Annotated in this window: 20 protein-coding genes and 1 pseudogene; 6 read left to right on the top strand and 15 right to left on the bottom strand. The window is 64.9% G+C overall.

Translation table 11 applies throughout. The annotated features are described in order from the left end of the window. Window positions 1-139: 139 nt before the first annotated feature. From AQ619_RS18635 to AQ619_RS03350, 3 genes are all read right to left on the bottom strand, one after another. Window positions 140-1,075, bottom strand: a complete 936-nt coding sequence (locus AQ619_RS18635) for a glycosyltransferase family 8 protein (protein WP_084745735.1) — start codon at window positions 1,073-1,075, stop codon at window positions 140-142. Window positions 1,076-1,186: 111 nt separating this feature from the next. Then, on the bottom strand, window positions 1,187-1,435 hold the full coding sequence (locus AQ619_RS18630) for a Flp family type IVb pilin (RefSeq protein WP_166504134.1): 249 nt from the start codon (window positions 1,433-1,435) through the stop codon (window positions 1,187-1,189). Then, window positions 1,351-1,755, bottom strand: coding sequence for a (deoxy)nucleoside triphosphate pyrophosphohydrolase (locus tag AQ619_RS03350; protein WP_062144239.1), 405 nt, complete (start codon window positions 1,753-1,755; stop codon window positions 1,351-1,353). The genes AQ619_RS18630 and AQ619_RS03350 overlap by 85 nt, the downstream gene beginning before the upstream one ends. Window positions 1,756-1,855: 100 nt before the next feature. Between AQ619_RS03350 and AQ619_RS03345 the strand changes: the two genes are divergently transcribed. From AQ619_RS03345 to AQ619_RS19300, 3 genes are all read left to right on the top strand, one after another. Further along, entirely contained in the window at window positions 1,856-2,302 is a 447-nt protein-coding gene (locus AQ619_RS03345) for a nuclear transport factor 2 family protein (protein WP_062144236.1), read from the top strand. Window positions 2,303-2,573: 271 nt separating this feature from the next. Beyond that, window positions 2,574-3,989 (top strand): DEAD/DEAH box helicase, encoded by a 1,416-nt coding sequence (locus AQ619_RS03340; protein WP_062144233.1) that lies wholly within the window; start codon window positions 2,574-2,576, stop codon window positions 3,987-3,989. A 236-nt stretch (window positions 3,990-4,225) separates the two neighbouring features. Further along, entirely contained in the window at window positions 4,226-6,472 is a 2,247-nt protein-coding gene (locus AQ619_RS19300) for a PAS domain-containing sensor histidine kinase (protein WP_261340239.1), read from the top strand. On the opposite strand, the gene AQ619_RS03330 is transcribed toward AQ619_RS19300, so the two are convergent. The 4 genes and pseudogenes from AQ619_RS03330 to AQ619_RS03320 form a co-directional block, all read right to left on the bottom strand. Next, on the bottom strand, window positions 6,469-8,022 hold the full coding sequence (locus tag AQ619_RS03330; protein ID WP_062144227.1) for a hypothetical protein: 1,554 nt from the start codon (window positions 8,020-8,022) through the stop codon (window positions 6,469-6,471). The two genes, AQ619_RS19300 and AQ619_RS03330, sit on opposite strands and share 4 nt — an antisense overlap. Next, window positions 8,019-8,798: an ABC transporter ATP-binding protein gene (locus AQ619_RS03325; RefSeq protein WP_062144224.1), complete on the bottom strand. Its 780-nt coding sequence runs from the start codon at window positions 8,796-8,798 to the stop codon at window positions 8,019-8,021. Before AQ619_RS03325 ends, AQ619_RS03330 begins: the two co-directional genes overlap by 4 nt. Before the next feature lie 660 nt (window positions 8,799-9,458). Then, window positions 9,459-9,601 (bottom strand): annotated as a pseudogene (locus AQ619_RS19520) (hypothetical protein); the annotation flags it as partial. 297 nt (window positions 9,602-9,898) lie between these two features. Then, window positions 9,899-10,327, bottom strand: coding sequence for a hypothetical protein (locus AQ619_RS03320; RefSeq protein WP_062144221.1), 429 nt, complete (start codon window positions 10,325-10,327; stop codon window positions 9,899-9,901). A 133-nt stretch (window positions 10,328-10,460) separates the two neighbouring features. Here AQ619_RS03320 and AQ619_RS18625 point away from each other — a divergent pair, with 133 nt between their 5' ends. After that, window positions 10,461-10,928 carry an SMI1/KNR4 family protein gene (locus AQ619_RS18625; protein WP_166504133.1) on the top strand — a complete coding sequence of 156 codons (468 nt, stop codon included), beginning with the start codon at window positions 10,461-10,463 and terminating at the stop codon, window positions 10,926-10,928. Between the two features lie 67 nt (window positions 10,929-10,995). Here AQ619_RS18625 and AQ619_RS03310 read toward each other — a convergent pair whose 3' ends face one another. From AQ619_RS03310 to AQ619_RS03290, 5 genes are all read right to left on the bottom strand, one after another. Then, window positions 10,996-11,538, bottom strand: a complete 543-nt coding sequence (locus tag AQ619_RS03310; protein WP_062144215.1) for a hypothetical protein — start codon at window positions 11,536-11,538, stop codon at window positions 10,996-10,998. A gap of 99 nt (window positions 11,539-11,637) precedes the next feature. Then, window positions 11,638-12,108, bottom strand: a complete 471-nt coding sequence (locus AQ619_RS03305) for a hypothetical protein (RefSeq protein ID WP_062144212.1) — start codon at window positions 12,106-12,108, stop codon at window positions 11,638-11,640. 67 nt (window positions 12,109-12,175) lie between these two features. After that, window positions 12,176-12,556 (bottom strand): DUF7668 domain-containing protein, encoded by a 381-nt coding sequence (locus AQ619_RS03300; RefSeq protein ID WP_062144209.1) that lies wholly within the window; start codon window positions 12,554-12,556, stop codon window positions 12,176-12,178. A 3-nt stretch (window positions 12,557-12,559) separates the two neighbouring features. After that, window positions 12,560-13,996: a bifunctional glutamate N-acetyltransferase/amino-acid acetyltransferase ArgJ gene (gene argJ, locus AQ619_RS03295; protein ID WP_062144206.1), complete on the bottom strand. Its 1,437-nt coding sequence runs from the start codon at window positions 13,994-13,996 to the stop codon at window positions 12,560-12,562. A gap of 13 nt (window positions 13,997-14,009) precedes the next feature. Continuing rightward, window positions 14,010-14,990 (bottom strand): peptidylprolyl isomerase, encoded by a 981-nt coding sequence (locus tag AQ619_RS03290; protein ID WP_166504132.1) that lies wholly within the window; start codon window positions 14,988-14,990, stop codon window positions 14,010-14,012. Window positions 14,991-15,293: 303 nt separating this feature from the next. Between AQ619_RS03290 and secA the strand changes: the two genes are divergently transcribed. Next, window positions 15,294-18,059 (top strand): preprotein translocase subunit SecA, encoded by a 2,766-nt coding sequence (gene secA, locus AQ619_RS03285; protein WP_062144203.1) that lies wholly within the window; start codon window positions 15,294-15,296, stop codon window positions 18,057-18,059. 222 nt (window positions 18,060-18,281) lie between these two features. Here secA and AQ619_RS03280 read toward each other — a convergent pair whose 3' ends face one another. Beyond that, window positions 18,282-18,566: a GIY-YIG nuclease family protein gene (locus AQ619_RS03280; RefSeq protein WP_062144200.1), complete on the bottom strand. Its 285-nt coding sequence runs from the start codon at window positions 18,564-18,566 to the stop codon at window positions 18,282-18,284. A gap of 288 nt (window positions 18,567-18,854) precedes the next feature. Here AQ619_RS03280 and AQ619_RS03275 point away from each other — a divergent pair, with 288 nt between their 5' ends. Further along, window positions 18,855-19,742, top strand: a complete 888-nt coding sequence (locus AQ619_RS03275; protein WP_062144197.1) for an alpha/beta hydrolase family protein — start codon at window positions 18,855-18,857, stop codon at window positions 19,740-19,742. 151 nt (window positions 19,743-19,893) lie between these two features. Here the strand turns inward: AQ619_RS03275 and AQ619_RS03270 are convergent, their stop codons facing one another. Continuing rightward, window positions 19,894-20,949: a DUF2855 family protein gene (locus AQ619_RS03270; RefSeq protein WP_062144191.1), complete on the bottom strand. Its 1,056-nt coding sequence runs from the start codon at window positions 20,947-20,949 to the stop codon at window positions 19,894-19,896. Between the two features lie 99 nt (window positions 20,950-21,048). Beyond that, window positions 21,049-22,431: a carotenoid oxygenase family protein gene (locus AQ619_RS03265; RefSeq protein WP_062144187.1), complete on the bottom strand. Its 1,383-nt coding sequence runs from the start codon at window positions 22,429-22,431 to the stop codon at window positions 21,049-21,051. Window positions 22,432-22,438: the final 7 nt, after the last annotated feature.

The raw sequence follows: 22,438 nt of genomic DNA, 5'->3' as shown, positions 1-22,438 counted from the left end.
AACATGAGACAGCGTGAGCGCCATGGCATCGTCCGGGGCGGTCGAGATGAACCTGGCGGATGCTCTCGGCTTTGAGGAACAGCTTGCCGGAGATAGGGCAGAGCGTTAGTTTCGCCGTTTAATTACCAACGACAGCCCATTACTTTTTTTTCATCAAATGCGTAACTATAGTCTCGTACATTGAGATCGATTCAATATATTTTTCCTGTTTTTTCAGCTTTCGCGCCATCAAAATATGCTCATTAACCGTCACAGGCTTATTTGAAACGGGATTTGGCCATTGCGAAGCTCGCAAATTATCCCAATACAGTTCACCTAAATCGTTAGCAAACCAGTCATGCCAGGGCTTATTTTCAGTGATAAAATGAATAAGAGCAGCCCCATTAATTCTATCTTCCGCATGCGCAATTGAGAACTTACTATTGGAAACGTATCGATTCCATTTTTCTGGAATAGAACAAATATCATTTTTCATTACAATATTGATTGCGCACTGATCGGCCATCATTATTTGAGAGCTTGCACTTGAAATGTAATCCATGGTTCTATTGGAAAAATCTTTCATGCGCAGTTCACGAATACACATGACCAAGAGGCCAGAATTATAATACGCATTCAAGCCATGCTGCTTTGACGCCTCATTATTGTTAACATCAAGCACCGCGCCGATCGCCTTACCGCCCAGATCAATCGAATACAATTCTGAAATGTCAGAAACTAAAATTGTATCAGATTCGACATAAACCGCCCTTTCCACATCCTCCCCCAACAACAAGGGTATGAGCAAACGGAAATAGGCCGATATATTAAGATATCCTTTTAGCTTTCTAAACTTAGCCGGTACTTTTTCGATGAAACTCATTTGCGCCGAATTCAATTGATGAATTCGCGCGTCAATTTTATGTCTATCGGAAAAATCACCTATAAACTTAGTAAGTTCATCACTAGCGATATCGGTCACGATGTGAACACATAGCAAAGCGGGATCTTTGGAGAAATTTTTCACCAAAGACTGCAAAGAAGCGGCAAAATGCTGTTGGTAATTCTTATCAAAACAATAGACGACGTTATACATTCCAACTCGGTCCCGCACGACAGCAAGTGGGCCCACTGTATCGCCAACGGCTTGGGGAGAGTCTAGTCGTCGAATGCGCCAGCTCGCGTCGTGGTGCGTAGCACCTCAGTCCTAGCTGCCCTGCGTCGATGCAACGGCAGTCGAGGTCTTGTCGAAGCTGGTCTTGATGCTGCCGCTCAGCATGGATACGGCACTGATGATGGCGATGCAGATGCAGGCAACGAGCAGGCCCACTTCAATGGCGGTGGCGCCGCTCTGGTTGCGAGCAAAGCGTTTCAGAGCAGATCGCGCAACCAGGCCACCAGCGGGACGTCCGCCGGGGGCATCGGATAGTCCGCGAGTTTGTCCGGCTTCACCCATGCCAGCGCCTCATGCTCCTTGCGCGTAACCAGGCCTTCCCAGCGGCGCAGCAGATAGAGTGGCATCAGGAGGTGAAAAGACTCGTAACTGTGGGAGGCGAACACAAAGGGCGCGAGGCAGGACTGCGCGACCTTGATCCCCAACTCTTCGTGCAACTCGCGGATCAGGCAGTCTTCCGGTGTCTCACCCGGTTCCACCTTGCCGCCGGGAAACTCCCACAGACCCGCCAGGGACTTGCCCATGGGTCGCTGGCAGATCAGCACGCGGCCATCGACATCGATCATGGCAGCGGCGGCGACGAGGACGGTGGGCTTGCTCATAGGAGGGGTTTGGCGCGGACAAACCAGACTGGCAAGGTCCTGGTCGCATCGTCGCCATATGGCCTTCCTAGCTTCACCGGAGAAGCTGGAGAGGACTGCCATGAACAGACTGATCGCAATCGTCGCTGCAGGCGCTTGCATGCAGACGGCCGCCCCTGTTCTGGCCCAGACCCAGGACAATCCTGAGCAGGCGGCCGTCCGCGCAACCCTGGAACACTATCTGGCCGGCCAGGCCACCGGCCAGGCCCAGGAATTCGGTCAGGCCTTCCACGAGGAGGCGCGTCTTCATTGGATCCGGGACGGCGTTTATGGACAGCGCAGCGACGATGACTACATCGCAGGGGCCAGCGGCAAGCCTGCCGCAGACGAGCCTCTGCGCAAGCGCTGGATCGAGTCGATCGACGTCACCGGGTCGGCCGCCAGCGCCAAGATCGTCCTGGACTATCCCAACGCCGTCCTGACCGACTATATGCAGCTGCTGAAGACGGCCGAGGGCTGGAAGATCGTCAACAAGATCGTCGACGCCAGGCCCAAGCCCAAGCCCTGAAATCCAGACACCAAAGGGCTCCGCGCAGGGGGTTCGGCCCTGCGCCCCTTGACTTCGCACCTGCAACAAAGGATATGGGCTTCGCGCCAATAGGCGCTATCGGTGCTCCAGCCGCGTGAAGGTCCGATTTCGGATCAGCCTGTCGAGCGCCATGAAGCTTTCCATAGACCGCCCGGGCCACGCGGGGCGCTCCCCAACCGACCCGCCTCATGGGCGAGCCGCGCGAGGACCGCGCGCGCCGTCATGCGGCTTTGTCTGAAAGACAGCCCACTTGACTCAATTTACTGACCTTGGCCTGGCCAAGCCGCTCCTCAAGGCCCTGGCCGACAAGGGCTACACCACCCCGACCCCGATCCAGGCCCAGGCCATCCCCACCGTCATGACCGGACGCGACCTGCTGGGCATCGCCCAGACCGGCACCGGCAAGACGGCCGCCTTCGCCCTGCCGATCCTGCACCGCCTGGCCGAAGACAGGAAGCCGGCCCCGCGCCGCGGCTTCCGCTGCCTCGTCCTGTCCCCGACCCGCGAACTGGCCACCCAGATCGCCGACAGCTTCCGGGATTATGGCAAGCATATGGGCCTGACCGTCGCCACCGTGTTCGGCGGCGTGAAGTACGGCCCGCAGATGAAGGCCCTCGCGGCCGGCGTCGACGTGGTCGTGGCCACCCCGGGCCGCCTGATGGACCATCTGGGTGAAAAATCCGCCCACCTGAACGGTGTCGAGATCTTCGTGCTCGACGAAGCCGACCAGATGCTGGACCTGGGTTTCGTGGTGCCGATCCGCAAGATCGCCAGCCAGCTGCCCAAGGAACGCCAGAACCTGTTCTTCTCGGCCACCATGCCTAGCGAAATCGGCAAGCTGGCCGGTGAACTGCTGAAGAACCCGGCCCAGGTCTCAATCACACCCCAGGCCACCACGGTCGAGCGCATCGAACAGTCGCTGATCTTCATCGAAGCCCAGCGCAAGCGCCCGCTTCTGGCCGAACTACTGGCCGACAGCGCCGTCGAACGCTCCATCGTCTTCACCCGCACCAAGCGCGGCGCAGACCGGGTGGCCAAGTATCTGGTCGCCAGCGGCATCGAAGCGGCCGCCATCCACGGCGACAAGACCCAGGGCCAGCGCGAACGCGCCCTGGCCGCCTTCAAGGCCGGCGAGGTCAAGGCCCTGATCGCCACCGACATCGCGGCGCGCGGCATCGACGTCAACGACGTCAGCCACGTCTTCAATTTCGAACTGCCCAATGTGCCGGAGTCCTATGTCCACCGCATCGGCCGGACCGCCCGCAAGGGCAAGGACGGCATCGCCATCAGCTTCTGCGCTGATGACGAACGCACCCTGCTGCGCGACATCCAGAAGGCCACCCGCCAGACGATCCCGACCTTCGATCGTCGCAATGACAAGAGCCTGGCCGCTGCGGCCGCTGTGGCCGACAAGCTGGCCCCGCCTGAGAAGTACGTCGATCCGCGTCGCGCCGACCCACGCAACAACGTCCCGGCCGAACTGCGCCGCCAGCGCAACCGTCCGTCGCGCAATGGCGAACAGGCCAAGGGTGGCGGCCAGGGCCAGGCCCGTGGTCGCAACGGCGGCGGCAACGCCTCAGCCAAGCCGGCCGGCGGCGATTATCGCGGGCCCAAGCGCAACAGCGCGGCGGCCCCCGCTGAAAAGCGCTGGAACCCGATCGACTGATCCCCATAACGGGTATCGAGACCTTCGGGCATCTGACTGAATCGACGGTCGTTTTCACCCTCCACGGGGCGAAAGCGGCCGTTTTTTCGTTGGCCGGGGCTTTCCCGGCCTAACGCAACCGGTTCCGGCCAGAGAGGCCTTGAATCAAGCTCGGCTATGGGTTCACCTTGGTTAAGGGACCGGTCAATGGCCGGTGGGAGGGGACAGCCGCGATGGCGGAGCAAGAGCCGCGCGCCATGCCTATGCCAACCCGGATCGCGGGCGGCGAAATGAGCCGGCGGGTCCGGGCCTTCGACTGGGCCCAGACACCGATCGGCGCGATGGAGGCCTGGTCACCGAGCCTGCGTCTGGCCGTCGACATGATCCTGGCCACCAATTTTCCGATGGCCCTGCGCTGGGGTCCCGAGCTCTGCCTGATCTACAATGACGCCTATGCGCCGGCCCTGCACGACCTGCACCCGTCGGCCCTCGGCATGGTTTTCAACCAGCACTCCCAGGAGTACCAGGCCAGCCTGCGGTCGATGCACGAGAGCATTCTGTCCGGACAGAGCGGTGGCTATGCCCTTGAAAAACTGCCCCTGAGTCTCAAGCGCGACGGCGAGGCCGGTACCCGGATCGGCCATTTCAACATCAGCTTCAGCCCCGTGCCCGACACCGGTGCTCCAACCGGCGTCGGCGGGGTGATGATCACTGCGGTCGAGCTGACCGAGGCGGTTGAAACCGAAAAGACCCTGCGCGAAACCGAGCGCCGCTATCGCCTCGCAATCGAGGCGGCCGGCGGTATCGGGGCCTGGGACTGGGATATCCAGGCCGACAAGGTCTATGCCGACGCCGGCTATGCCACACTGCACTCGCTCTCTCCCGACTATGCCGCCGCCGGCCTGCCGGTGGACAGCTTCACGCCCGCCGTCCATCCGGAGGACCGGGAGCGGGTCCGCCAGATCTGTCTGGCGGCCATGAAGACCGGCAGTGACTTCGAGGACGAGTATCGGCTCGTGCAGAGCGACGGTTCCATCCGCTGGGTCTATACGCGCGGCAGCTGCTACCTCGATGCCGACGGACGGCCTCTGCGCAATACAGGGGTCGTCGTCGACATCACCGAACGCAAGGCGGTCGCCGCCGCCCTGCAGGCAGCCCAGTCTGATCTGGACCTGGCTGTCGATGCCGCCCGGATGGGGCGCTGGGATCACGACATGCGCATCGGCCTGCGCTACTGGGATGCCCGGGCCCGACAAATTTTCGGACTCCCTGAGGAGGGCCTGAACTCTTTCGAATCCTTCGAGCAACGGGTTCATCCGGATGATGTCGCCGGCGTTCGTGCCGCGATCAGTACGGCCCTGGACCCTGCTGGCGAGGGTCGCATCAATCACGAATACCGTATCCGGCGGGCCAGCGACGGCGCTCTGCGCTGGCTCGAGACCTTCGGCCGGGCCTATTTCGAGGACGACAAGTGCGTCCGCTTCGTCGGTGTGGTCTCGGACGTCACGGCCCGCAAGGAGACCGAGGCCCATCTGCAGTTACAGGAACAAACCCTGCGCCTGGCCGTGGATGCCGCCGATGTCGGGATCTGGGAACTGCAGGTCAAGTCGGGCCTGCTGACCTGGTCGGATCGTTGCTATGCGATGTTCGGCGTGGCCCCTGGCAAGCCGGTCAACATCGACAGCTTCTACGAGCGCCTCCACCCCGACGATCTTGAGCCGACCCGCGCCGCAATAAGCCGCGCTCTGGACCCGACACAGGGCGGCCACTATGCCATTGAGTTCCGCGCCCTGGGCGGTGACGACGGTCAGGAGCGCTGGATCGCCGCCAAGGGCCAGGCCTTCTTCTCGCCCGAGGGCAAGCCGACACGGCTACTCGGTGCCACCGTCAATATCACCGAGCGCAAAAGGGCTGAAACCCACCTGCGGCTGCTGGTCAATGAGCTGAACCACAGGGTCAAGAACTCCCTGGCCACCATCCAGGCCTTAGCCTCCCAGAGCTTCAATGCCTCCCGGCCCCTCGCCGAGGCCCAGGAGGCTTTCACCAACCGGATCGTCGCCCTGTCCGAGGCCCACGACCTTCTGACCCGGGAGAACTGGGAAGGCGCCGACCTGCACGATGTCGCTGACCGCGTCGCGACCCTGTACGGCGGTCCGGCCCGGTTCGAGCTGGCGGGCCCGGCCATCCGGCTGTCCCCCCGCACGGCCCTGTCCCTGTCGATGGCCCTGCACGAACTGGCCACCAATGCGGTCAAGTACGGCGCTCTATCCACGTCCTCAGGCCGGATCACGATCCACTGGGCCCAGGCACCGAGCCCCGGAGCCGGGCGCCTCGACCTGACCTGGACCGAGCGCGATGGCCCCACGGTCAGTCCGCCGACCCAGAGGGGCTTGGGCTCACGCCTGATCGAACGGGGCCTGGCCGCGGAACTGTCGGGCGAAGCCTCGATCCAGTTCGACCCGGGCGGGGTGGTCTGCCACATCCGGGCCCTGCTGGAGGCCTAGGCCGCCGCCGTTCTCAGCGTCCGGGTGATCTGCTCGTCGGTTCGCCGCATCAGCATCAAGGCCGTCAGGGCGATGATCAGCAGGGGGGCGGCCCAGCCGGCCAGGCCCATCACCGTCAGGGTGGTGGCGCCCGCGATCAGACTGCCGATCAAAAGCTCGATCAGGGTCGCGAGCCAGGACGCGCTGCCCCGCCGGCGGAAGTCGGCGCGCTTGCCCGGCTTCTGATGCCACATATTGATCAGGCCGCTGGACAGGGCCGCCAGTCCGGCACCCACGGCGGTGATCAGGCCGGTTAGGGGCTGGAACCAGGTCAGGGCCGCAATCGGACCGATCAGCAGGACGCCGACGGGAATCAGGGCGGCGGCCAGCTTGGCCCGGTGCAGGGTCGTCATGGGCGTCGGCGAAACGGCCAGCAGGTCAGGCGTGTCCTCGGCCGACAGGGTGATCCAGGCCAGACTGCCGGCCACCTGACCGGCCATGAAGGCCACGATCCCGGCCCCGCCTGCCAGGGCTATGGCGTCGACCCTGGCGGCCGAGCGGGCCAGAACCAGGGCCAGCGGGATCAGATAGAGCACCCGCAGGAGCACCTGCGACAACAGGGCGGCGTCGCGGCCGATCAGGCGCAGCTCCTTGCGCACGGTGGCGCGGAAAGCCCCGGCGGCAAAGGCCCTGGCCGGCTTGACCCGGCCGCGCGACCGCTTCGAGGCCGCGCCCTGGGCCGCCGCCGCGGAGTCGGAGAACCGCCGGCCCAGCGCGGTCGTCGCCAGCCAGAACAGGACCACGCTCGCCGCCATCATGGCCGCCAGAGGCAGGGGCTCACCCAGCATGGCGCGCAGGGGCAGGCTGGCCCAGGGCGGCGGGGTCAGTCGGCCGTCCATCGCCTCACGAACGATCGTGGCATAGAGGCTCTCACTGGCCGCCTTGCCCATCAGGTTGCGGTACTGGCTGGCCAGGAAAAAGGCCGCGCCCACCAGGGCTGCCAGCACCTGGGCCACGGTGCGGGTCCGGCGCGGTCCGATCAGGGCAAATAGCATCATGGCCAGGACCAGACCCACGGCCGTCGCCGTCAGGGCCAGGGCAAACAGCACGCCGAACACGCCCAGCCAACCGGGATGACCATAGAGGATCGGCGGCAGCAGGAGGGGGGCGGCGAAGGCCATGAAGATGGTCGCGACCCCGGTGGCGATGCCCAGCGACCGGACCAGCAGCACCTTGCGCGGCGCGATCGGTGACGAGAACAGTAGATCCAGATCGCCCCGCTCGTACAGCGCCTCGGCCGAGGCGCTGAGGGTCTGGGACAGCATCAGGGTCAGGGCCACCGCACAGATGATGTCGGCGATCAGGACGGCCAGGGGATGGATCGGGACCTCATGGCCATGCACGGCCAGGGCCAGAAAAACCCCGGCTATGCTGGCGAAGGCGAACAGAATGGCCAGGCCGATCAGGGCCCCAGGCCCCTTGCCGGAGCGACCGGCGCGAAAGCCGCGCCAGGCCAGACGCATCTCGTGGGCCAGGAGCCAAAGGGTGGAACCAGGAGGGAGCAGGCTCACGCGGGCTGGCTCTCGGCGGTCAGCTGCAGGAAGACATCTTCGAGGGTCGAGCTGCCGCCCGCCCCACCAGCCTGGGCCCGCAGGTCCTCCAGCTGCCCCTCGGCCAGCAGGCGTCCCCCCGCAATGATGCCGATACGGTCGGCCATGCGCTCGGCGACCTCGAGAATATGGGTGGTCAGGATCACCGTGCCGCCGGCATCGACCCTGGCCTGCAGCATGTCCTTGACCAGTCGGGCGGCGGCGGCGTCCAGGCCGGTCAGGGGCTCGTCGAGGATCAGCAGGCGCGGATCATGGATCAGGGCCCCGGCCAGGGCGACCTTCTGCTTCATGCCCCGCGAAAAGCCCTCGCAACGGCGACGGGCCTCGTCGGCGAGGCCCAGCTGGGCCAGCAGCTGTTCGGCCCGGGTCTTGGCCAGCTTGGGATCGACACTCCAGAGGCCGGCGACAAATTCCAGATATTCGAGCGGCGTCAGGCGGTCATAGATCATCGCCTCGTCAGGGGCCCAGGCCACCAGGGCCTTGGCCCCGGCCGGGTCCCGGCGGGCATCGACGCCGAAGATGCTGATCTCGCCGCTGTCGGGCTTGGTCAGGCCCGCCACCATCCGCAGGGTCGTGGTCTTGCCCGCGCCGTTGGGCCCGAGCAGGGCATAGAGCTCGCCGGCCCGTACCGTCAGGTCGAGATTGGCCACGGCAGGCTTGGCGAAGGTCTTGTTCAGACCCCGCACGATCAAGGCTTCGGTCAAGGCTGTCCCCGGGTCACGACGCAAGGCCGGCATGTGAACTTGATTGGGAGACCTGTGGCAAGCGCCGCACTGGCCCCCTACGGGCTGCTGCGCGCTTCATCTTCCCCCTCCGGGGGAGGAGCGCCGCAGGCGCGGAGGGGGCAAGTCTGGCAGGCACAGCTTCGCGTCCTCGCGCCGAAGCTGCGATGGGGATGGGAAGGGTCGCGGAGCGTCCGGGCCTCGCCCGGATGAGGGGATGTGCAAGTACCGTTTCGACGAAGACAGACGCTCCGCGTGATCGTTATCCCTCTGGCCGGGGCGCGCAGGTCTGGTTCAACCTTTTGCCCCACCCGGATCTTGTCCTCCTCGCGACGGACTTGAGCCCGAGGCTGCAGCCACGCCGATTCCGGAGGGACCCGGAGCGAACCTTCGGACGGGCGGAGGCCCTGGCAGACCTCCGATAGGCAGGTTTACGTCCCCTGCCCTCGCATTAAGCACGCCGGCACGGACATTCGTCCGACCGGTGGCCCCGCACGATCACCCCTGACAGCCGTCTCAGTCGCCGGCCGGACGCCCTTCCCGTGCTGTCAGGTGAGACTGATTATGCGGGCGGATTCAGCGCGTCGGATTGGCGCGATCAAGTTTCTTACAAGCGGTTGATTTCGCTTAGGTCTATTCTGGGAAAAACGGGGATTCAGGACGGCCAATCCCCATACCGCCCGTCATTCCCGCCCTTGTGGCGGGAACCCCTGGTTCAGCTGACACGTGAAGCGCCAGCGAAGTGCGTGCGCACTTCGCCTCTCCCGCACCTGCGGCGGTGCGAGGGGTTCCCGCCACAAGGGCGGGAATGACGGTAATTTATTGGAAGGGCGTCGCGCCCGCCTTCGCGCCGAAGGGAGCCATCCTTAAATCTCACGGCGAGACGATCGCCGGTCTGTCCAGGTTGCTCAAGGACGGCGCTCCGCGCCGCCGCGGAGCGGCTGGCCGCAGGCCAGTCCTTGACCAACCTGGACAGACCGGCACGCTGCAGCCTCCAGGAGATTTAAGGATTAGCGGGACGCGGGGCGTCCGCTTTCTGGAACGAAGCCAAAGACTGCTTTCGACCCAAGTCGGACCTTCGGTGGCCAAAGGTGCTTAGCTTAACGCCTAGAATTTCAATGGCCTGCGGGTGTCGACCCGTATTCAGTTCGCAGGAACTCCAACAAGGCGTCGTGCGGTGCATTGGGTTCACGAACTTGGTGGACCTGTCGGACCTCGGAGAAGACTATTTCGACGGTTACGTCGTTGAACGAGATTGTCCAAAACCGACAACCTAAAGCCCGCCACCTTTTGGTGCGGTCGCTCCCCCAAACCTCCGTGAAGTCCCACGCACGGATAGGATATTTATAGTCCCGGAGCCCCTCGACGTTATGCGGATTTTGCTCGAAGAAGATGACGTCGCTGAAAGCCAGAATGACTGTTCCGCCATCGTCCACAGGTGCAACTTCGTAGCAGAGCAGTAAATCGCGACCGTCATAAAAGATGGCAGGGTTTTCTACCGTTCCGATGGCCGGGAAGACTTCTTCTGGGGGCGTGCCTTTCATCCGTCGCTCCGAAGCAATCCCGCACAGCGGTAGCTCAGCCACAGGCAGTTTTCCACCCATAGGTGACATTCGCAGCGTCGGTTAAAGTGAGGTCATGCTACGGCACTCGTGCCGGCAACGCTCTAGGACTACAATGCGCGAGCTCGCCGACTTTTCGACTAAATGGTCGCATCCCGACAATCCTCCAGAGCCCGTAGACGTTGCCGATTTGGCACGAGCGGAGGAACAACTCGGCGGCCGTCTACCTGCTGAATATCGAGAAGCGGTCATCGGCATTGGCCTGCCACAACCGACAATCGCGCTTCTTCATAGCGTCTGCGAAGAAGAGGCCCATTTCGCTGATGTGGCCGACTTTCTGTCAGCAGATGAGATGATCTCATCCACTGAGGCTTGGCGAGAAATGGAATTGCCGCAGGGCAAGATCGCTTTCGCTTCGGATTGCATGGGCAACTTGTTCGCCTTCGACGGCGTCGCGCTAGACCAAAATTCCGAGGTTTGGTTCTTCGATCACGAGACGGGTGAGACCGCACTGGTAGCTCCGTCCTTCAAGGACTGGATCCAGCAATATTTGGACCTGCCATTTGTCTCGCCGGACGAGTGACCCAAGGACCTCAATAGTCCACTTCCCACCCACAGCCGCCATTCGCCACGTCCGAACCGCCCCCCCCTCAGAACTTCGTCTTGCAACCCTGCTTGTAATGAACCCCGCGCAGGAACCCGCGCCGCGCCAGGCCGGCATCCAGGGCCGCGTCGAGGTGACGCTCAGCCGGGGCGGCACCGGAGATCTCGCGAACCAGGCCGCGGAACGGGATGATCGAATTGATCACCGTCTTGCCGCCGGCCTCGGCCAGCTTGCCGACCCGGCTTTCCTTGACCTCATTGCCGACGATGAAATCGGCGCCCAGGGCCTCATTGAGCCTGCGGACCTCGGCGGCCAGCTGGGTGCAGGTCTTCAGACCCTTCAGCGAATAGGGATCAGCCAGGGCCTGTTCGAGGATGGCCGGAGCCTCGCGCCGCATCACCCCGACATCCCGGACAGGCTGGGCACCGATATCCAGGGCCCGCTTGCGGGTTTCGCCCCAGCGGCTCGGAGCCGGGGCTTCGGCCTTGGGCTTGTCGTCGCTACGCCCGGTCTGCGCCTGGGCGACGCCGGTCAGCAGCAGTCCGCCGATCAGGGCCAGACAGCCAAACCGAAAACCCGATCCGTCCATGGTTCATCCTCATGATTCCGGTCGACAGACCGCCGGACCGGAACGGCAAGCCTCGCCGCAGGTTCCAAACTGGAGCCCTTTTTGGCTCCGGCAATCGCCCTAGTTGGGGGGCGCGATCGCCTCGAGTTCAAACGCCGCATCCAGCCCGTCGTCCGTAGGCACCTCCCCCCGCAGGGCGGCCTCCAGCACGGCCTGCAGGGCACCCCAGACAAAGGCCAGCTGTTCCAGAAGGGCCGGAACAGCCTCGGGGTCGAAGCCCGGATAGGCGTCCTCGATCAGCCACAGGCCGGTCAGGACATCGAAGCCGAACCGGCAGCCGATCAGGCGAAACTGCGCCCGGGCCACGGTCTCGAACAGGGCGGTCAGGTCGCGGGCCTGATCCAGGTCCTGCGGGTCGAGCACCTGGCAGCGCACCTGCAGCCAGCCGCCTTCCGGCAGCAGATAGAAGGCCCCGCCGTCGTCGCCGCCCGAGACCTCCAGACCATTGTCGATCTCGCTGACCACATAGCCGGCCTCGCGGCAGGCCTCGGCGACAGAGAATAGGTTGAGAGGCAGGACTTCATCCGCCATCGCCGGGTCCAATCATGATTCAGGAGGCCAGATAACGCGTGAAACGCTTGATCATCATCGTCCTAGCTTAGGGGACGTAGACAAGCAGAACTTCGAATGCGTAGCGCGCACCGTCTTCTTTTACACACGCAGAGAGTACGAGATCGACCGCACCCTCCTGTTCCGTGAAGAGGTCGACCAGCACCTCCCAGTACTCGCCCTGCCATTGGCAGACCGACGTGTCCCAAGCCTCCTCCGGCAGGCTAGCCAGTCGGCCGCCATAGGCCTTCAGGTTTCCAGCGATATTCTCTGCAAGGGAAGCGTCGATTGGAGCCACTTGCTCCACACCAGCACTCAAACGCAGGTCGCCGAAACGGAACGCCTCGACGATGGACCGGAACGTCTCTCGCCATTCGGAAGGCACAGGCTGCTGGCGATGTTCGTCCTTAACGACGGGAACGGACTCCACGCGCTAGCTCCGGTAATCCCCGTTGATCGCCACATACTGCTTGGTCAGGTCGCAGGTCCAGACCGTGGCCGAGCCCTTGCCGACCCCGACATCGACACTGACCTCGAACTCCTGGTTCTTGACGTAGGCGCTCATCGCCGCCTCGTCATATTCGGCCGAGACCAGACCATCGCGGGCGGCATAGAGCTCGCCGAAGCGGACATTGATCTTCTCGCGGGCCACCGGCTCGTCAGCCCGGCCCACGGCCATGACGATCCGGCCCCAGTTGGCGTCCTCGCCGGCGAAGGCGGTCTTGACCAGGGGGCTCTCGGCGATGGTGCGGGCGATCTTGCGGGCGCTGGCCGGGCTCTCGGCCCCATTGACGGTGATCTTGACGAACTTGGTCGCGCCTTCGCCGTCCTTGACCAGTTGCAGGGCCAGATCCAGCAGAACGCCTTCCAGCTTCTCGCGGAAGTCGGCCAGACGCCGGTCACCGGCCCGGTGGATCTTGGGCGCGCTCGACTGGCCGGTGGCGAACAGCAGCAGGGTGTCATTGGTCGAGCGGTCGCCGTCCACCGTCACGCAGTTGAAGGTGGTGCGGGTATAGAGGCTGACCAGGGTCTGCAGGGCCGCCGGGGCGATGGCCGCGTCGGTCGCCACGAAGGCCAGCATGGTGGCCATGTCGGGCGCGATCATCCCCGAGCCCTTGGCAATGCCGGCGATCTTCACCTCGTGGCCGTCAATCAGGGCCGTGGCATAGGCCCCTTTCGGGAAGGTGTCGGTGGTCATGATCGCCGCCCCGGCCTGGGCCCAGGCATCTTCGGTCAGGCGGGTCTCGACCTCGGCCAGGCGGGCCGTGATCTTGGCATCGTCGAGGATCACGCCGATGACCCCGGTCGAGGCCATCATCACGTCGCGCTGGCGACAGTCGAAGCGCTTGCCCACGGCCGTGGCCACCCGGCGGACCGCATCGGCCCCCGGCTTGCCGGTGAAGCTGTTGGCGCAGCCGGCATTGACCACCAGGGCCCGCACATCGGCGCCGCCCGAGGCCGTCAGCTGGCGCTTGCACCAGTCGACCGGGGCCGAGCCGACGCCGTGGCGGGTGAAGACGCCCGCCGCCGAGGTGCCTTCGGCGAACCGCATCAGGAGCAGGTCCTCGCGCTCATGCTTGTAGAAGCCCGCGCGACCGGTGGCGATCTCGACGCCGGCGATCGGCGGAATAACTGGAAACGGTACGGCCAGGGGCGAGATCGCCAGGCCCGGCTTGCCCGGTGCGGCGGCCGGGGTCGAGGCGGCCGGGGCCTCGCTGAGCCTGCGGGTGGCGCGCTTCAGGACAGAGGCCAGCGGGTCCAGGGCCCGTTCCAGGCTCTGGCCCACCCGTTCGACGGCACCGGACACAGAGGGGGTCGCCTCCGCTTCAGAGGTCGTCTGGGCGTCGGTCTTGTCGGTCTTGCGGGGCATCAGGTCGTCTCGACTACTTCTTCGCGGGGGCCCCGGGGGCTGGGTTGGCCGTGGCCGGCGCGGGCTGGGGCGCGGCGGCCGGTGCCGAGCCCTGCAGCTCGACCGGCGGTGCCGAGGCCGGCTCCTCCGGTTCTCCGGGCAGGTCCTGGGTCTTGCTGGTCAGCATGTCGACCTTGGCCCCGCCGCGCAGCTTTTCCAGCAGGTCACGGACCTGATCATAGGTCAGGAAGCGCACGATCTGCGGCCGGGCCGCCTCGAGCGTGATCGGCTCTTCCATGCGCTTGTCCTCGACCCGCAGGATCGCCCAGCCGCCTTCGGTGGCGAACGGACCGACCAGCTGGCCCTTCTGGGCCGTCTTCAGGGCACCGGCATAGGCCTCCGGCATGACGTCGACGGTGAAGTAGCCGAGGTCACCACCGTTGAAGCGGGTGGCCTGGTCGGTCGAGCGCTCCATGGCCAGGGCGTCGAACGAGGCGCCCGTCGCCAGCAGCTTCTTGATGCTCTCGGCCTCGGCCTGGCTGGCGACCAGGATCTGGCGGGCGCGGATCTCTTCCGAGCGCTTGGACAGCTTCTGCTGCTCGGCATAGAGCCGGCGGATGGCGTCTTCGTTGACGGCCTTCTCGACCACACTCTCGACCAGCATGTCGCCGAGGATCCGCTCGCGGGCCGCGGCCAGGCGGCGCTGGGCGACGGGGTCCTTGTCCAGCTTGCGCTTGAGGGCTTCGGCCGCCAGCAGCTTCTGGTCGACGACCTCATCCAGGCGCTGGCGGAACAGGTCGCTGGAGATGTCGAGGGGCTCGCCCTCGCTGATCAGGCCCTGGGCCACCGCCTCGCGCTTGACGTCGGACGCCCAGACCGCATGGCCATTGACCCGCGCCACGGCCGTATCACCCGGCTCCGGCGGCTTCTCGGCGCTCTGGTTCTGGCCGCAGGCGGCCACCACCACCGTGACGGCCAGCAGGGCCCAGATCCGGCTGTGAGGGAACTTGATCAAGGGGCGAACCTCCGGCGAACCTTCGGGACGGCTCTAGCGCGGTTTCGGCATCAGGGGAATGCAAGTCCGCCACTTCCACAACAGGGGTTTCCGGCATTTTTGGCGCAGTCGTCTTCGAAATGCTGAAAAGGCCTGAAACCGACACCTTTGCCGGGCTCTATGGCGGGCCCTCGCGTTGACACTGGAAGGGTCGCTGCTTAAGTCTCCCGCGCGCTGTAAAGACGGAAATCGTCGTGCCTGGTCGTTACCTTGCAGGAACTCCGACGCCCGCTGCGCCTAACACTTCATCGGAATCTCGACTTCATGCTCGGCTTCGCCAAAAAGCTCTTCGGCTCTTCCAACGACCGCAAGGTCAAGACGCTGACCGCCCGTGTGGCGAAGATCAACGCCTTTGAGCCGCAACTCGCCGCGCTCTCCGACGAGGCTCTGAAGGCCAAGACCGCCGAGTTCAAGGCCCGGCTGGAAAAGGGCGAGACCCTCGACGACCTGCTGCATGAAGCCTTCGCCACCGTCCGCGAGGCCTCCAAGCGCGTGCTGGGCATGCGCCACTTCGACGTCCAGATGGTCGGCGGCATGGTGCTGCACTTCGGCGGCATCTCGGAAATGCGCACGGGTGAAGGCAAGACCCTGGTCGCCACCCTGCCCACCTATCTGAACGCCCTGGCCGGCAAGGGCGTGCACGTCATCACGGTCAATGACTATCTGGCCAAGCGCGACGCCGACTGGATGGGTCAGGTCTACAATTTCCTCGGCCTCAGCTATGGCGTCATCGTCAACGGCCTGAGCCAGGGCGAGCGCCAGCGGGCCTATCGCAGCGACATCACCTACGGCACCAACAACGAATTCGGCTTCGACTATCTGCGCGACAACCTCGTCTACAGCGTCGAGGAAATGGTCCAGCGCGGCCACCACTTCGTGATCGTCGACGAGGTTGACTCGATCCTGATCGACGAAGCCCGCACGCCGCTGATCATCTCGGGCCCCACCGAGGACCGCAGCGAGCTCTACAAGACCATCGACGTCCTGGTGAAGGAGCTCATCAAGGACAAGGCCACCTACGATTTCGACGAGAAGCAGAAGCAGGTCATCCTCACCGAGGAGGGCCAGGAGCGCATCGAAGAGATCCTGATGGCCGGCGGTCACCTGGCCGAGGACACGGCCGGCCTCTATGACGCCGCCAACATCTCGCTGGTCCACCACGTGAACCAGGCCCTGCGCGCCAATGTGATCTACACGCGCGACAAGGACTATATCGTCAAGGGCGACGAGGTCGTGCTGATCGACGAGTTCACCGGCCGCATGATGACCGGTCGCCGCCTGTCGGAAGGCCTGCACCAGGCCATCGAAGCCAAGGAAGGCGCCGAGATCCAGCCCGAGAACCAGACCCTGGCCTCGGTGACCATCCAGAACTATTTCCGCCTCTACACCAAGCTGTCGGGCATGACCGGCACGGCCTCGACCGAGGCCCAGGAGTTTGACGACATCTACAAGATGGCCGTCAGCGAGATCCCGACCAACCGTCCGGTCCTGCGCATCGACGACGACGATGAGGTCTATCGCACCGAGCGCGAGAAGAACGAGTCGATCCTCAAGCAGATTGCCGACTGCCACATGCGCGGCCAGCCGATCCTGGTCGGCACGGTCTCGATCGAGAAGTCGGAAGCCCTGTCCAAGCTCCTGGCCACCTATGCCTGGGAACATGACGGCAAGAAGCACAACGGCATTCCGCACCAGGTGCTGAACGCCCGCTTCCACGAGCAGGAAGCCCTGATCGTCGCCGACGCGGGCGTGCCCGGCGCGGTGACCATCGCCACCAACATGGCCGGCCGCGGTACCGACATCCAGCTCGGCGGCAATATCGACATGCGCCTGTCCACCTGGCGGCAGCAGCAGAAGGGTCTGGGCATCGTCCCGACCCACGAGGACGAAGTCGCCCAGCGGGCTAGCCTCGAAGCCGAGATCTCCGCCGCCAAGAAGCAGGCCCTCGAGGCCGGCGGCCTGTTCGTGCTCGGCACCGAGCGCCACGAAAGCCGCCGCATCGACAACCAGCTGCGCGGCCGTACCGGCCGTCAGGGCGACCCGGGCCACTCCAAGTTCTTCCTGTCGTGCGAAGACGACCTGCTGCGCATCTTTGCCGGCGAGCGTCTGGACGCGATCATGCGCACCTTCGGTGTCCAGGAAGGCGAGGCGATCACCCACAAGTGGCTCAACAACGCCATCGCCACCGCCCAGAAGCGCGTCGAGCAGCGCAACTACGAGATCCGCAAGAACCTCCTGAAGTACGACGACGTCGTCAATGACCAGCGCAAGGCCGTGTTCGAGCAGCGCCAGGAGTTCATGGAGTCCAGCGACCTCTCGGACATCATCCATGAAATGCGCCGCGACGTGGTCGACGACCTGGTCCTGCGTCACCTGCCGCCCAAGGCCTATGCCGAGCAGTGGGACATCGAGGGCCTGACCGAACGGGTCAAGTCGGTCTTCGGGCTCGACCTGCCCCTGGCCGAGTGGGCCGCCGAGGAAGGCATCGCCGACGAGGAGATGCGCGAACGCATCACCAAGGCCGCCAATGACTATGCCGCCCAGCGCGAAGAGATCATTACGCCCGAGCAGATGCGCCAGGTGGAAAAGAGCTTCCTGCTGCAGATGATCGATCTGCAGTGGCGCGAGCACCTGATGCACCTGGACCATCTGCGCAACGTCATCGGCCTGCGCGGCTATGGTCAGCGCGATCCGCTCAATGAGTACAAGACCGAAGCCTTCAGCCTGTTCGAAAAGCTGCTGGGCGACCTGCGCACCAACACCACCCGCTGGCTGATGACGGTCGAGATCGCCTATGCCGAACCCGAGCCGCTGCGGGCACCGGAAGAACTGATCGAAATCCACCTCGATCCTCTGACCGGTGAAAATGTCGCCGTGGCCGGGGGCATTCCGTCCGGCCTGACCCCGGCCCAGCGCCAGGCCCTGCCGACCTCGGCCCTGCCGGCCGGCTGGCAGAACACCAATCGCAACGGGGCCTGCCCCTGCGGTTCGGGCAAGAAGTTCAAGCAGTGCCACGGGTCGCTGGTTTAGCGATCAGGCTCTGCAGTCTGAGTTTGAAGCGCCCGTCCCGGGAAACCGGGGCGGGTGTTTTGCTCTGGATCCCTAAAGCCCGCTCTCCCCGGCGAAAGCCGGGGTCCAGATCGAACCCTGAGCGTAGCTGATTTGGCTGTGTCCTAGGCGCGCCAGCCCCAAACGTACTGGATGAATCTAGGCCCCGACTTTCGCCGGGGAGAGCGGCTTGCTGGAGGTCCTCTAACCCAGAAACTCCAGAGCCAGATCCCGCCACTCCGGGTTATCAGCCTCGATCAGTTGCAGCTTCCAGACCCGTCGCCACTCCTTGATCTGGCGCTCACGCCGCCAAGTGCCTTCCCGTGTCTCATGGGCTTCATGCCAGACCAGCATTGTGCAACCATATCGCCCGGTGAAGCCGCGTTCACGCGACTGATGCTCTGAGACGCGACGGCCGAGGTCGTCGGTATAGCCCGTGTAGAGTGTACCATTGCGGCGGCTGGCCATGATGTAGACGTGGAACATCATGGCGTAACCTTAAAGAGATTATCTGTTAAATTCAATCTAAGGTTATAAGATATCCGCTCTCCCCGGCGAAAGCCGGGGCCCAGATTCATCCGGTGCGTTTGGGGCTGATCCGCCAAAAGTCTTGCCCGTGCGGACGTGATCGTGGGTTCGATCTGGGCCCCGGCTTTCGCCGGGGAGAGCGGAGGTTATAGGTCACGACTTCTTGCTCTCGCCTGCGCGCCGCCTGAACCGTTGACGCGCCCCGCCGGCGCGGGGCTAGCTGGCGGTCCGATCGACGAAAGCCCACTCATGCGCCTTGCCTGTTTCGCCATTGCCCTCGCCCTGATCACGGCCAGCTCCGCCGCCGCCGCGCCCAAGACCTTCCGCCAGCTGCTGGACATGCCGCGCGCCCAGCCGACCGCGCACATCCCCTATGGCGCCGAGCCCGAGCAGTTCGGCGACCTCTGGCTGCCCGCCGGGGCCGGCAAGCATCCCGTGGTGGTGCTGATCCACGGCGGCTGCTGGCAGGCCAAATATCCCAGCGTCGAGCTGATGGCCTATATGGCCAAGGACCTGCAGGGGCGCGGCTATGCGGTCTGGAACCTGGCCTATCGCCGGCTGGGCGAACCCGGCGGCGGCTATCCGGGCACCTTCGTCGATGTGGCGAACGGCCTGGACAGGCTGCGCCAGCTGGCACCGGTCCATAATCTGGATCTCCGGCGCGTCGTCGTGGCCGGACACTCGGCCGGCGGCCACCTGACCACCTGGGCCGCGGCGCGCCCGCGCCTGCCCAAGGCCAGTCCCCTGCGCGTGGGCAAGCCGCTGAAGATCCGGGGGGCGATCAGCCTGGCCGGCATCAATGATCTCGCCGCCTATCGCGCCACGGGGCCTGACGCCTGCGGGGGGCCAGAGACCATCGACCGGCTGACCGCCGGCTCGGCCCTTTCAGACCGCTATGCCGACACCTCGCCACCGGCCCTGCTGCCGATCAGGACGCCCGTGGCGGTGATCTCCGGCGCGCTGGACCCGATCGTGCCGCCGGCCTTCGGTGTCGACTTCGCAGCCAGGGCAAAGGCGTCCGGCGACCGGGTCGAGGAGATCACGATGGCCGAGGCCGGACACTTTGAACTGATCGACCCGACCTCGGCGGCCTGGCCTCGGATCGTGGCGGTGATCGACCGGATGGCGGGCAAGTAAATATCTCCGCTCTCCCCGGCGAAGGCCGGGGCCCAGATTCAGCCTGGGCGTCTGGGGATGGCGCGCCTTCTGACCGAGCCAGAACAACAGCCGTTCTGAACGCGATCTGGCTCCCGGCTTTCGCCGGGAAGAGCGGTTGAAGGACGGAGCCCTAGGGCCTGACGATACACCCCGTCTCCGGCGTGGCTCGGCCCTCCAGCACCGACAGATAGGTCTCGGCCAGCGCATCCTGCCCGTGGCCGGTCTCGACCTTCAGCCAGCGCGGCGCATCGCCGACAAAGGCGCTCCAGGCCGCGCCGTAGCGGGTCTCGAAGCCGCCGGGGCCCCAGTCTTCCTGGCGCTTCTTCACGCGGTCGGGGGCGAAGAACAGGATCGGACGCGGGCCCGGCAGGTCACCGGCGCCGCGCGGTGCCTCCCAGTGGGTGCCGCCCACCAGGCAGGAATAGGCCACGTCGTCCCCGAACCGCCGGTGCACCGTGCCCAGCACCGCCGCATCGCCGGCAAAGTCGACAAAGACCGCCGGCGTCGCCATCGGGGCGGTGGCGAGATCCTCATAGGTCACCACCTGGTCGTAGAAGCCCAGGGCCTCGACGAAGGCGACATTGCGCGACGAGGTCAGGCCGACCACCTTGGCCCCGCCCCGCTGCTTGAGCAGGAAGGCCAGGCCGATCGCGGTCTTGGACGAGGCGCTGGACAGGATGATCGAGCCGGCCCCGAACATGGCGTGCTCGTCGAGGAAGTCGTCGATCAGGAATCCGGTGATGAACAGCGGCTGCAGGATCGCCCGGGCCGCCTCCAGGTCATCCTCGGCGCCGACGGCTGAATACTGGTTATAGACCGCCGCCAGATGCTGCCGGTGGGGCGCGGCGTCGGCGAAGCCGCCCCGCGTCTTGCGCGGCTGGACCGTCAGGTGGCTGGACATCGGGTAGTAGCCGTAGAAGCGCTGACCCAGGCTGATGTCCGGATGGTTCGAGGCCTCGACCGTGGCAAAGCCCCAGACCGGCACGCGGCCGAAGCCTTCCGCCGCCGGGAAGAAATCCCAGTAGCGCATCGCCTCGCCGAACACGGCATAGGTGATGTTGTTGGCCGTCAGGGCAAAGCTGTCGACGGCCAGCCGGACCTCACCCTCGCCCAGGTCCGGCAGGGTCGCGGGCTGGAACTGTGTCTGTCTCAGGTCGGTCTTGGCGACCAGAAAATCCCAGGCCATGGCGGCGCTCCCTTGGTTGTTGGCGGTGAGGTAACAGGAGCTTCCGCGATCAAGTCAAACACTTGTTCGCCTTCCTTCTCCCGCAAGGGGAGAAGGACGCTAGGCGTTCACCCAGTTGCCGTGGAAGCCGAACGGCACGCGCCTCGGCACCTTTGCACTGGCTACCGGTCCGGCAGCCACGTTCTGGGCATCCAGAACCACCAGCTCACTAGCGTTCAGCTGGCCGCGATAGACCACCGCCGTCAGCCAGCCCTCGCCCTCCGGCGCAGTCGGTGAGGCCGGGGTGAAGACCGCCTCGGACACCGCATCGCCGACCGGGACGCTCCATTCGCTGCGACGGCCCGTCTCGAGGTCGATATGGGCGATGATGTGGGTGCGGAAGTCGCCGGGCTTTAGGCTCTGGCCGACAAACCAGCCGTGACGATAGGGCAGGCCCGCGAGCCGTTCGTCAAAGCGCGGGAACTCGCCGGCCAGATCGTCGAGTTGGGTTTCGGTCACCGACCCGCTGGCCAGGTCGATCGTCCAGCGCACCAGATAGGCCGCCGCGTTCTCGCCCCGCGTGCCGTCGGCCTTGGGGAACAGCGGGGCCGCGGCATGGCGCATGACGTCGACGATGACGGTCTCGCCCTCATCGAAGGCGTTCATCACGTGGAAGACATAGCCCTTGGGGGCCTCGAACCAGCGCAGGCTTTCGACGCCCCGGTCGCGGCGCAGCACCGCCAGCTGGCCGCCCTTTTCGGGCTCCCAGGCAAAGACCGGCTTGCCGCCCATGGCCCGCTGCAGGCTTCCGGTCAGGGGCAGGACCGGAATGACCACATGCTCGCGGGTGACCGCGAAATCATGGATCATCGAGCAATAGGGGGCCTCAAAGGTCTCGCGCTTCAGCAGGGTGCCGTTGGCGTCAGCCACACCCCAGCTGACCTTGTTCGACAGCGGCATCGGATCATCGGCATAGGCGAAGAACACCATCTCGCCGGTGAGCGGGCAGGTCTTGGGGTGGGCGGTGACCTTGCCACCCAGATCATAGGACCCGATGGAGTCGAGCTCGGGTCCCGACAGCTGGAAGGGCGCATGGGCCTCCTCCAGGGCCAGCAGGCGGCCGGCATGCTGGACGATGTTGGTATTGGCCACGCCGCTGTCGGTGCCCATGACCGACGGATCGGTGGTCATCGGATTGCCCCAGCTGCCGAACAGGGCCTGGCCGGCCGCGTGTTCGACCGTCCACTTGTTCGTGCGGACCCAGCGATTGCGGTAGTGCACACGGCCCGCGTCCAGGGTGAAGGCGTGCAGCATGCCGTCGCCGACGAACCAGTGATAGTTGCCGTCGCGCGCCTCGAACTGCGGATTGGGTCCGTTGCGGTACAGGGTGCCCGTCAGGCCGGGGGGCAGGACCCCCTCCACCACCAGCTCGAAATCATCCTCGCTGTGCACCGGTGCGAAATTGCCGGTCAGATAGGGGTTGACGCGAACCTCGCCGTCCATGGTCGGT

Source organism: Caulobacter henricii (assembly GCF_001414055.1).
GTDB lineage: Bacteria > Pseudomonadota > Alphaproteobacteria > Caulobacterales > Caulobacteraceae > Caulobacter > Caulobacter henricii.
The sequence above is the reverse complement of the archived record's forward strand: the minus strand, read 5'-3'. Positions and strand labels throughout refer to the sequence as shown.

Excerpts from the sequence above, each read along its gene's own strand:
- AQ619_RS18635 (WP_084745735.1), bottom strand. The coding sequence starts at position 1,075 with ATGTATAACGTCGTCTATTGTTTTGATAAGAATTACCAACAGCATTTT.
- AQ619_RS18630 (WP_166504134.1), bottom strand. The coding sequence starts at position 1,435 with ATGGGTGAAGCCGGACAAACTCGCGGACTATCCGATGCCCCCGGCGGA.
- AQ619_RS03350 (WP_062144239.1), bottom strand. The coding sequence starts at position 1,755 with ATGAGCAAGCCCACCGTCCTCGTCGCCGCCGCTGCCATGATCGATGTC.
- AQ619_RS03345 (WP_062144236.1), top strand. The coding sequence starts at position 1,856 with ATGAACAGACTGATCGCAATCGTCGCTGCAGGCGCTTGCATGCAGACG.
- AQ619_RS19300 (WP_261340239.1), top strand. The coding sequence starts at position 4,226 with ATGCCTATGCCAACCCGGATCGCGGGCGGCGAAATGAGCCGGCGGGTC.
- AQ619_RS03325 (WP_062144224.1), bottom strand. The coding sequence starts at position 8,798 with ATGCCGGCCTTGCGTCGTGACCCGGGGACAGCCTTGACCGAAGCCTTG.
- AQ619_RS03320 (WP_062144221.1), bottom strand. The coding sequence starts at position 10,327 with ATGAAAGGCACGCCCCCAGAAGAAGTCTTCCCGGCCATCGGAACGGTA.
- AQ619_RS18625 (WP_166504133.1), top strand. The coding sequence starts at position 10,461 with ATGCGCGAGCTCGCCGACTTTTCGACTAAATGGTCGCATCCCGACAAT.
- AQ619_RS03310 (WP_062144215.1), bottom strand. The coding sequence starts at position 11,538 with ATGGACGGATCGGGTTTTCGGTTTGGCTGTCTGGCCCTGATCGGCGGA.
- AQ619_RS03305 (WP_062144212.1), bottom strand. The coding sequence starts at position 12,108 with ATGGCGGATGAAGTCCTGCCTCTCAACCTATTCTCTGTCGCCGAGGCC.
- argJ (WP_062144206.1), bottom strand. The coding sequence starts at position 13,996 with ATGCCCCGCAAGACCGACAAGACCGACGCCCAGACGACCTCTGAAGCG.
- secA (WP_062144203.1), top strand. The coding sequence starts at position 15,294 with ATGCTCGGCTTCGCCAAAAAGCTCTTCGGCTCTTCCAACGACCGCAAG.
- AQ619_RS03280 (WP_062144200.1), bottom strand. The coding sequence starts at position 18,566 with ATGATGTTCCACGTCTACATCATGGCCAGCCGCCGCAATGGTACACTC.
- AQ619_RS03275 (WP_062144197.1), top strand. The coding sequence starts at position 18,855 with ATGCGCCTTGCCTGTTTCGCCATTGCCCTCGCCCTGATCACGGCCAGC.
- AQ619_RS03270 (WP_062144191.1), bottom strand. The coding sequence starts at position 20,949 with ATGGCCTGGGATTTTCTGGTCGCCAAGACCGACCTGAGACAGACACAG.
- AQ619_RS03265 (WP_062144187.1), bottom strand. The coding sequence starts at position 22,431 with ATGGACGGCGAGGTTCGCGTCAACCCCTATCTGACCGGCAATTTCGCA.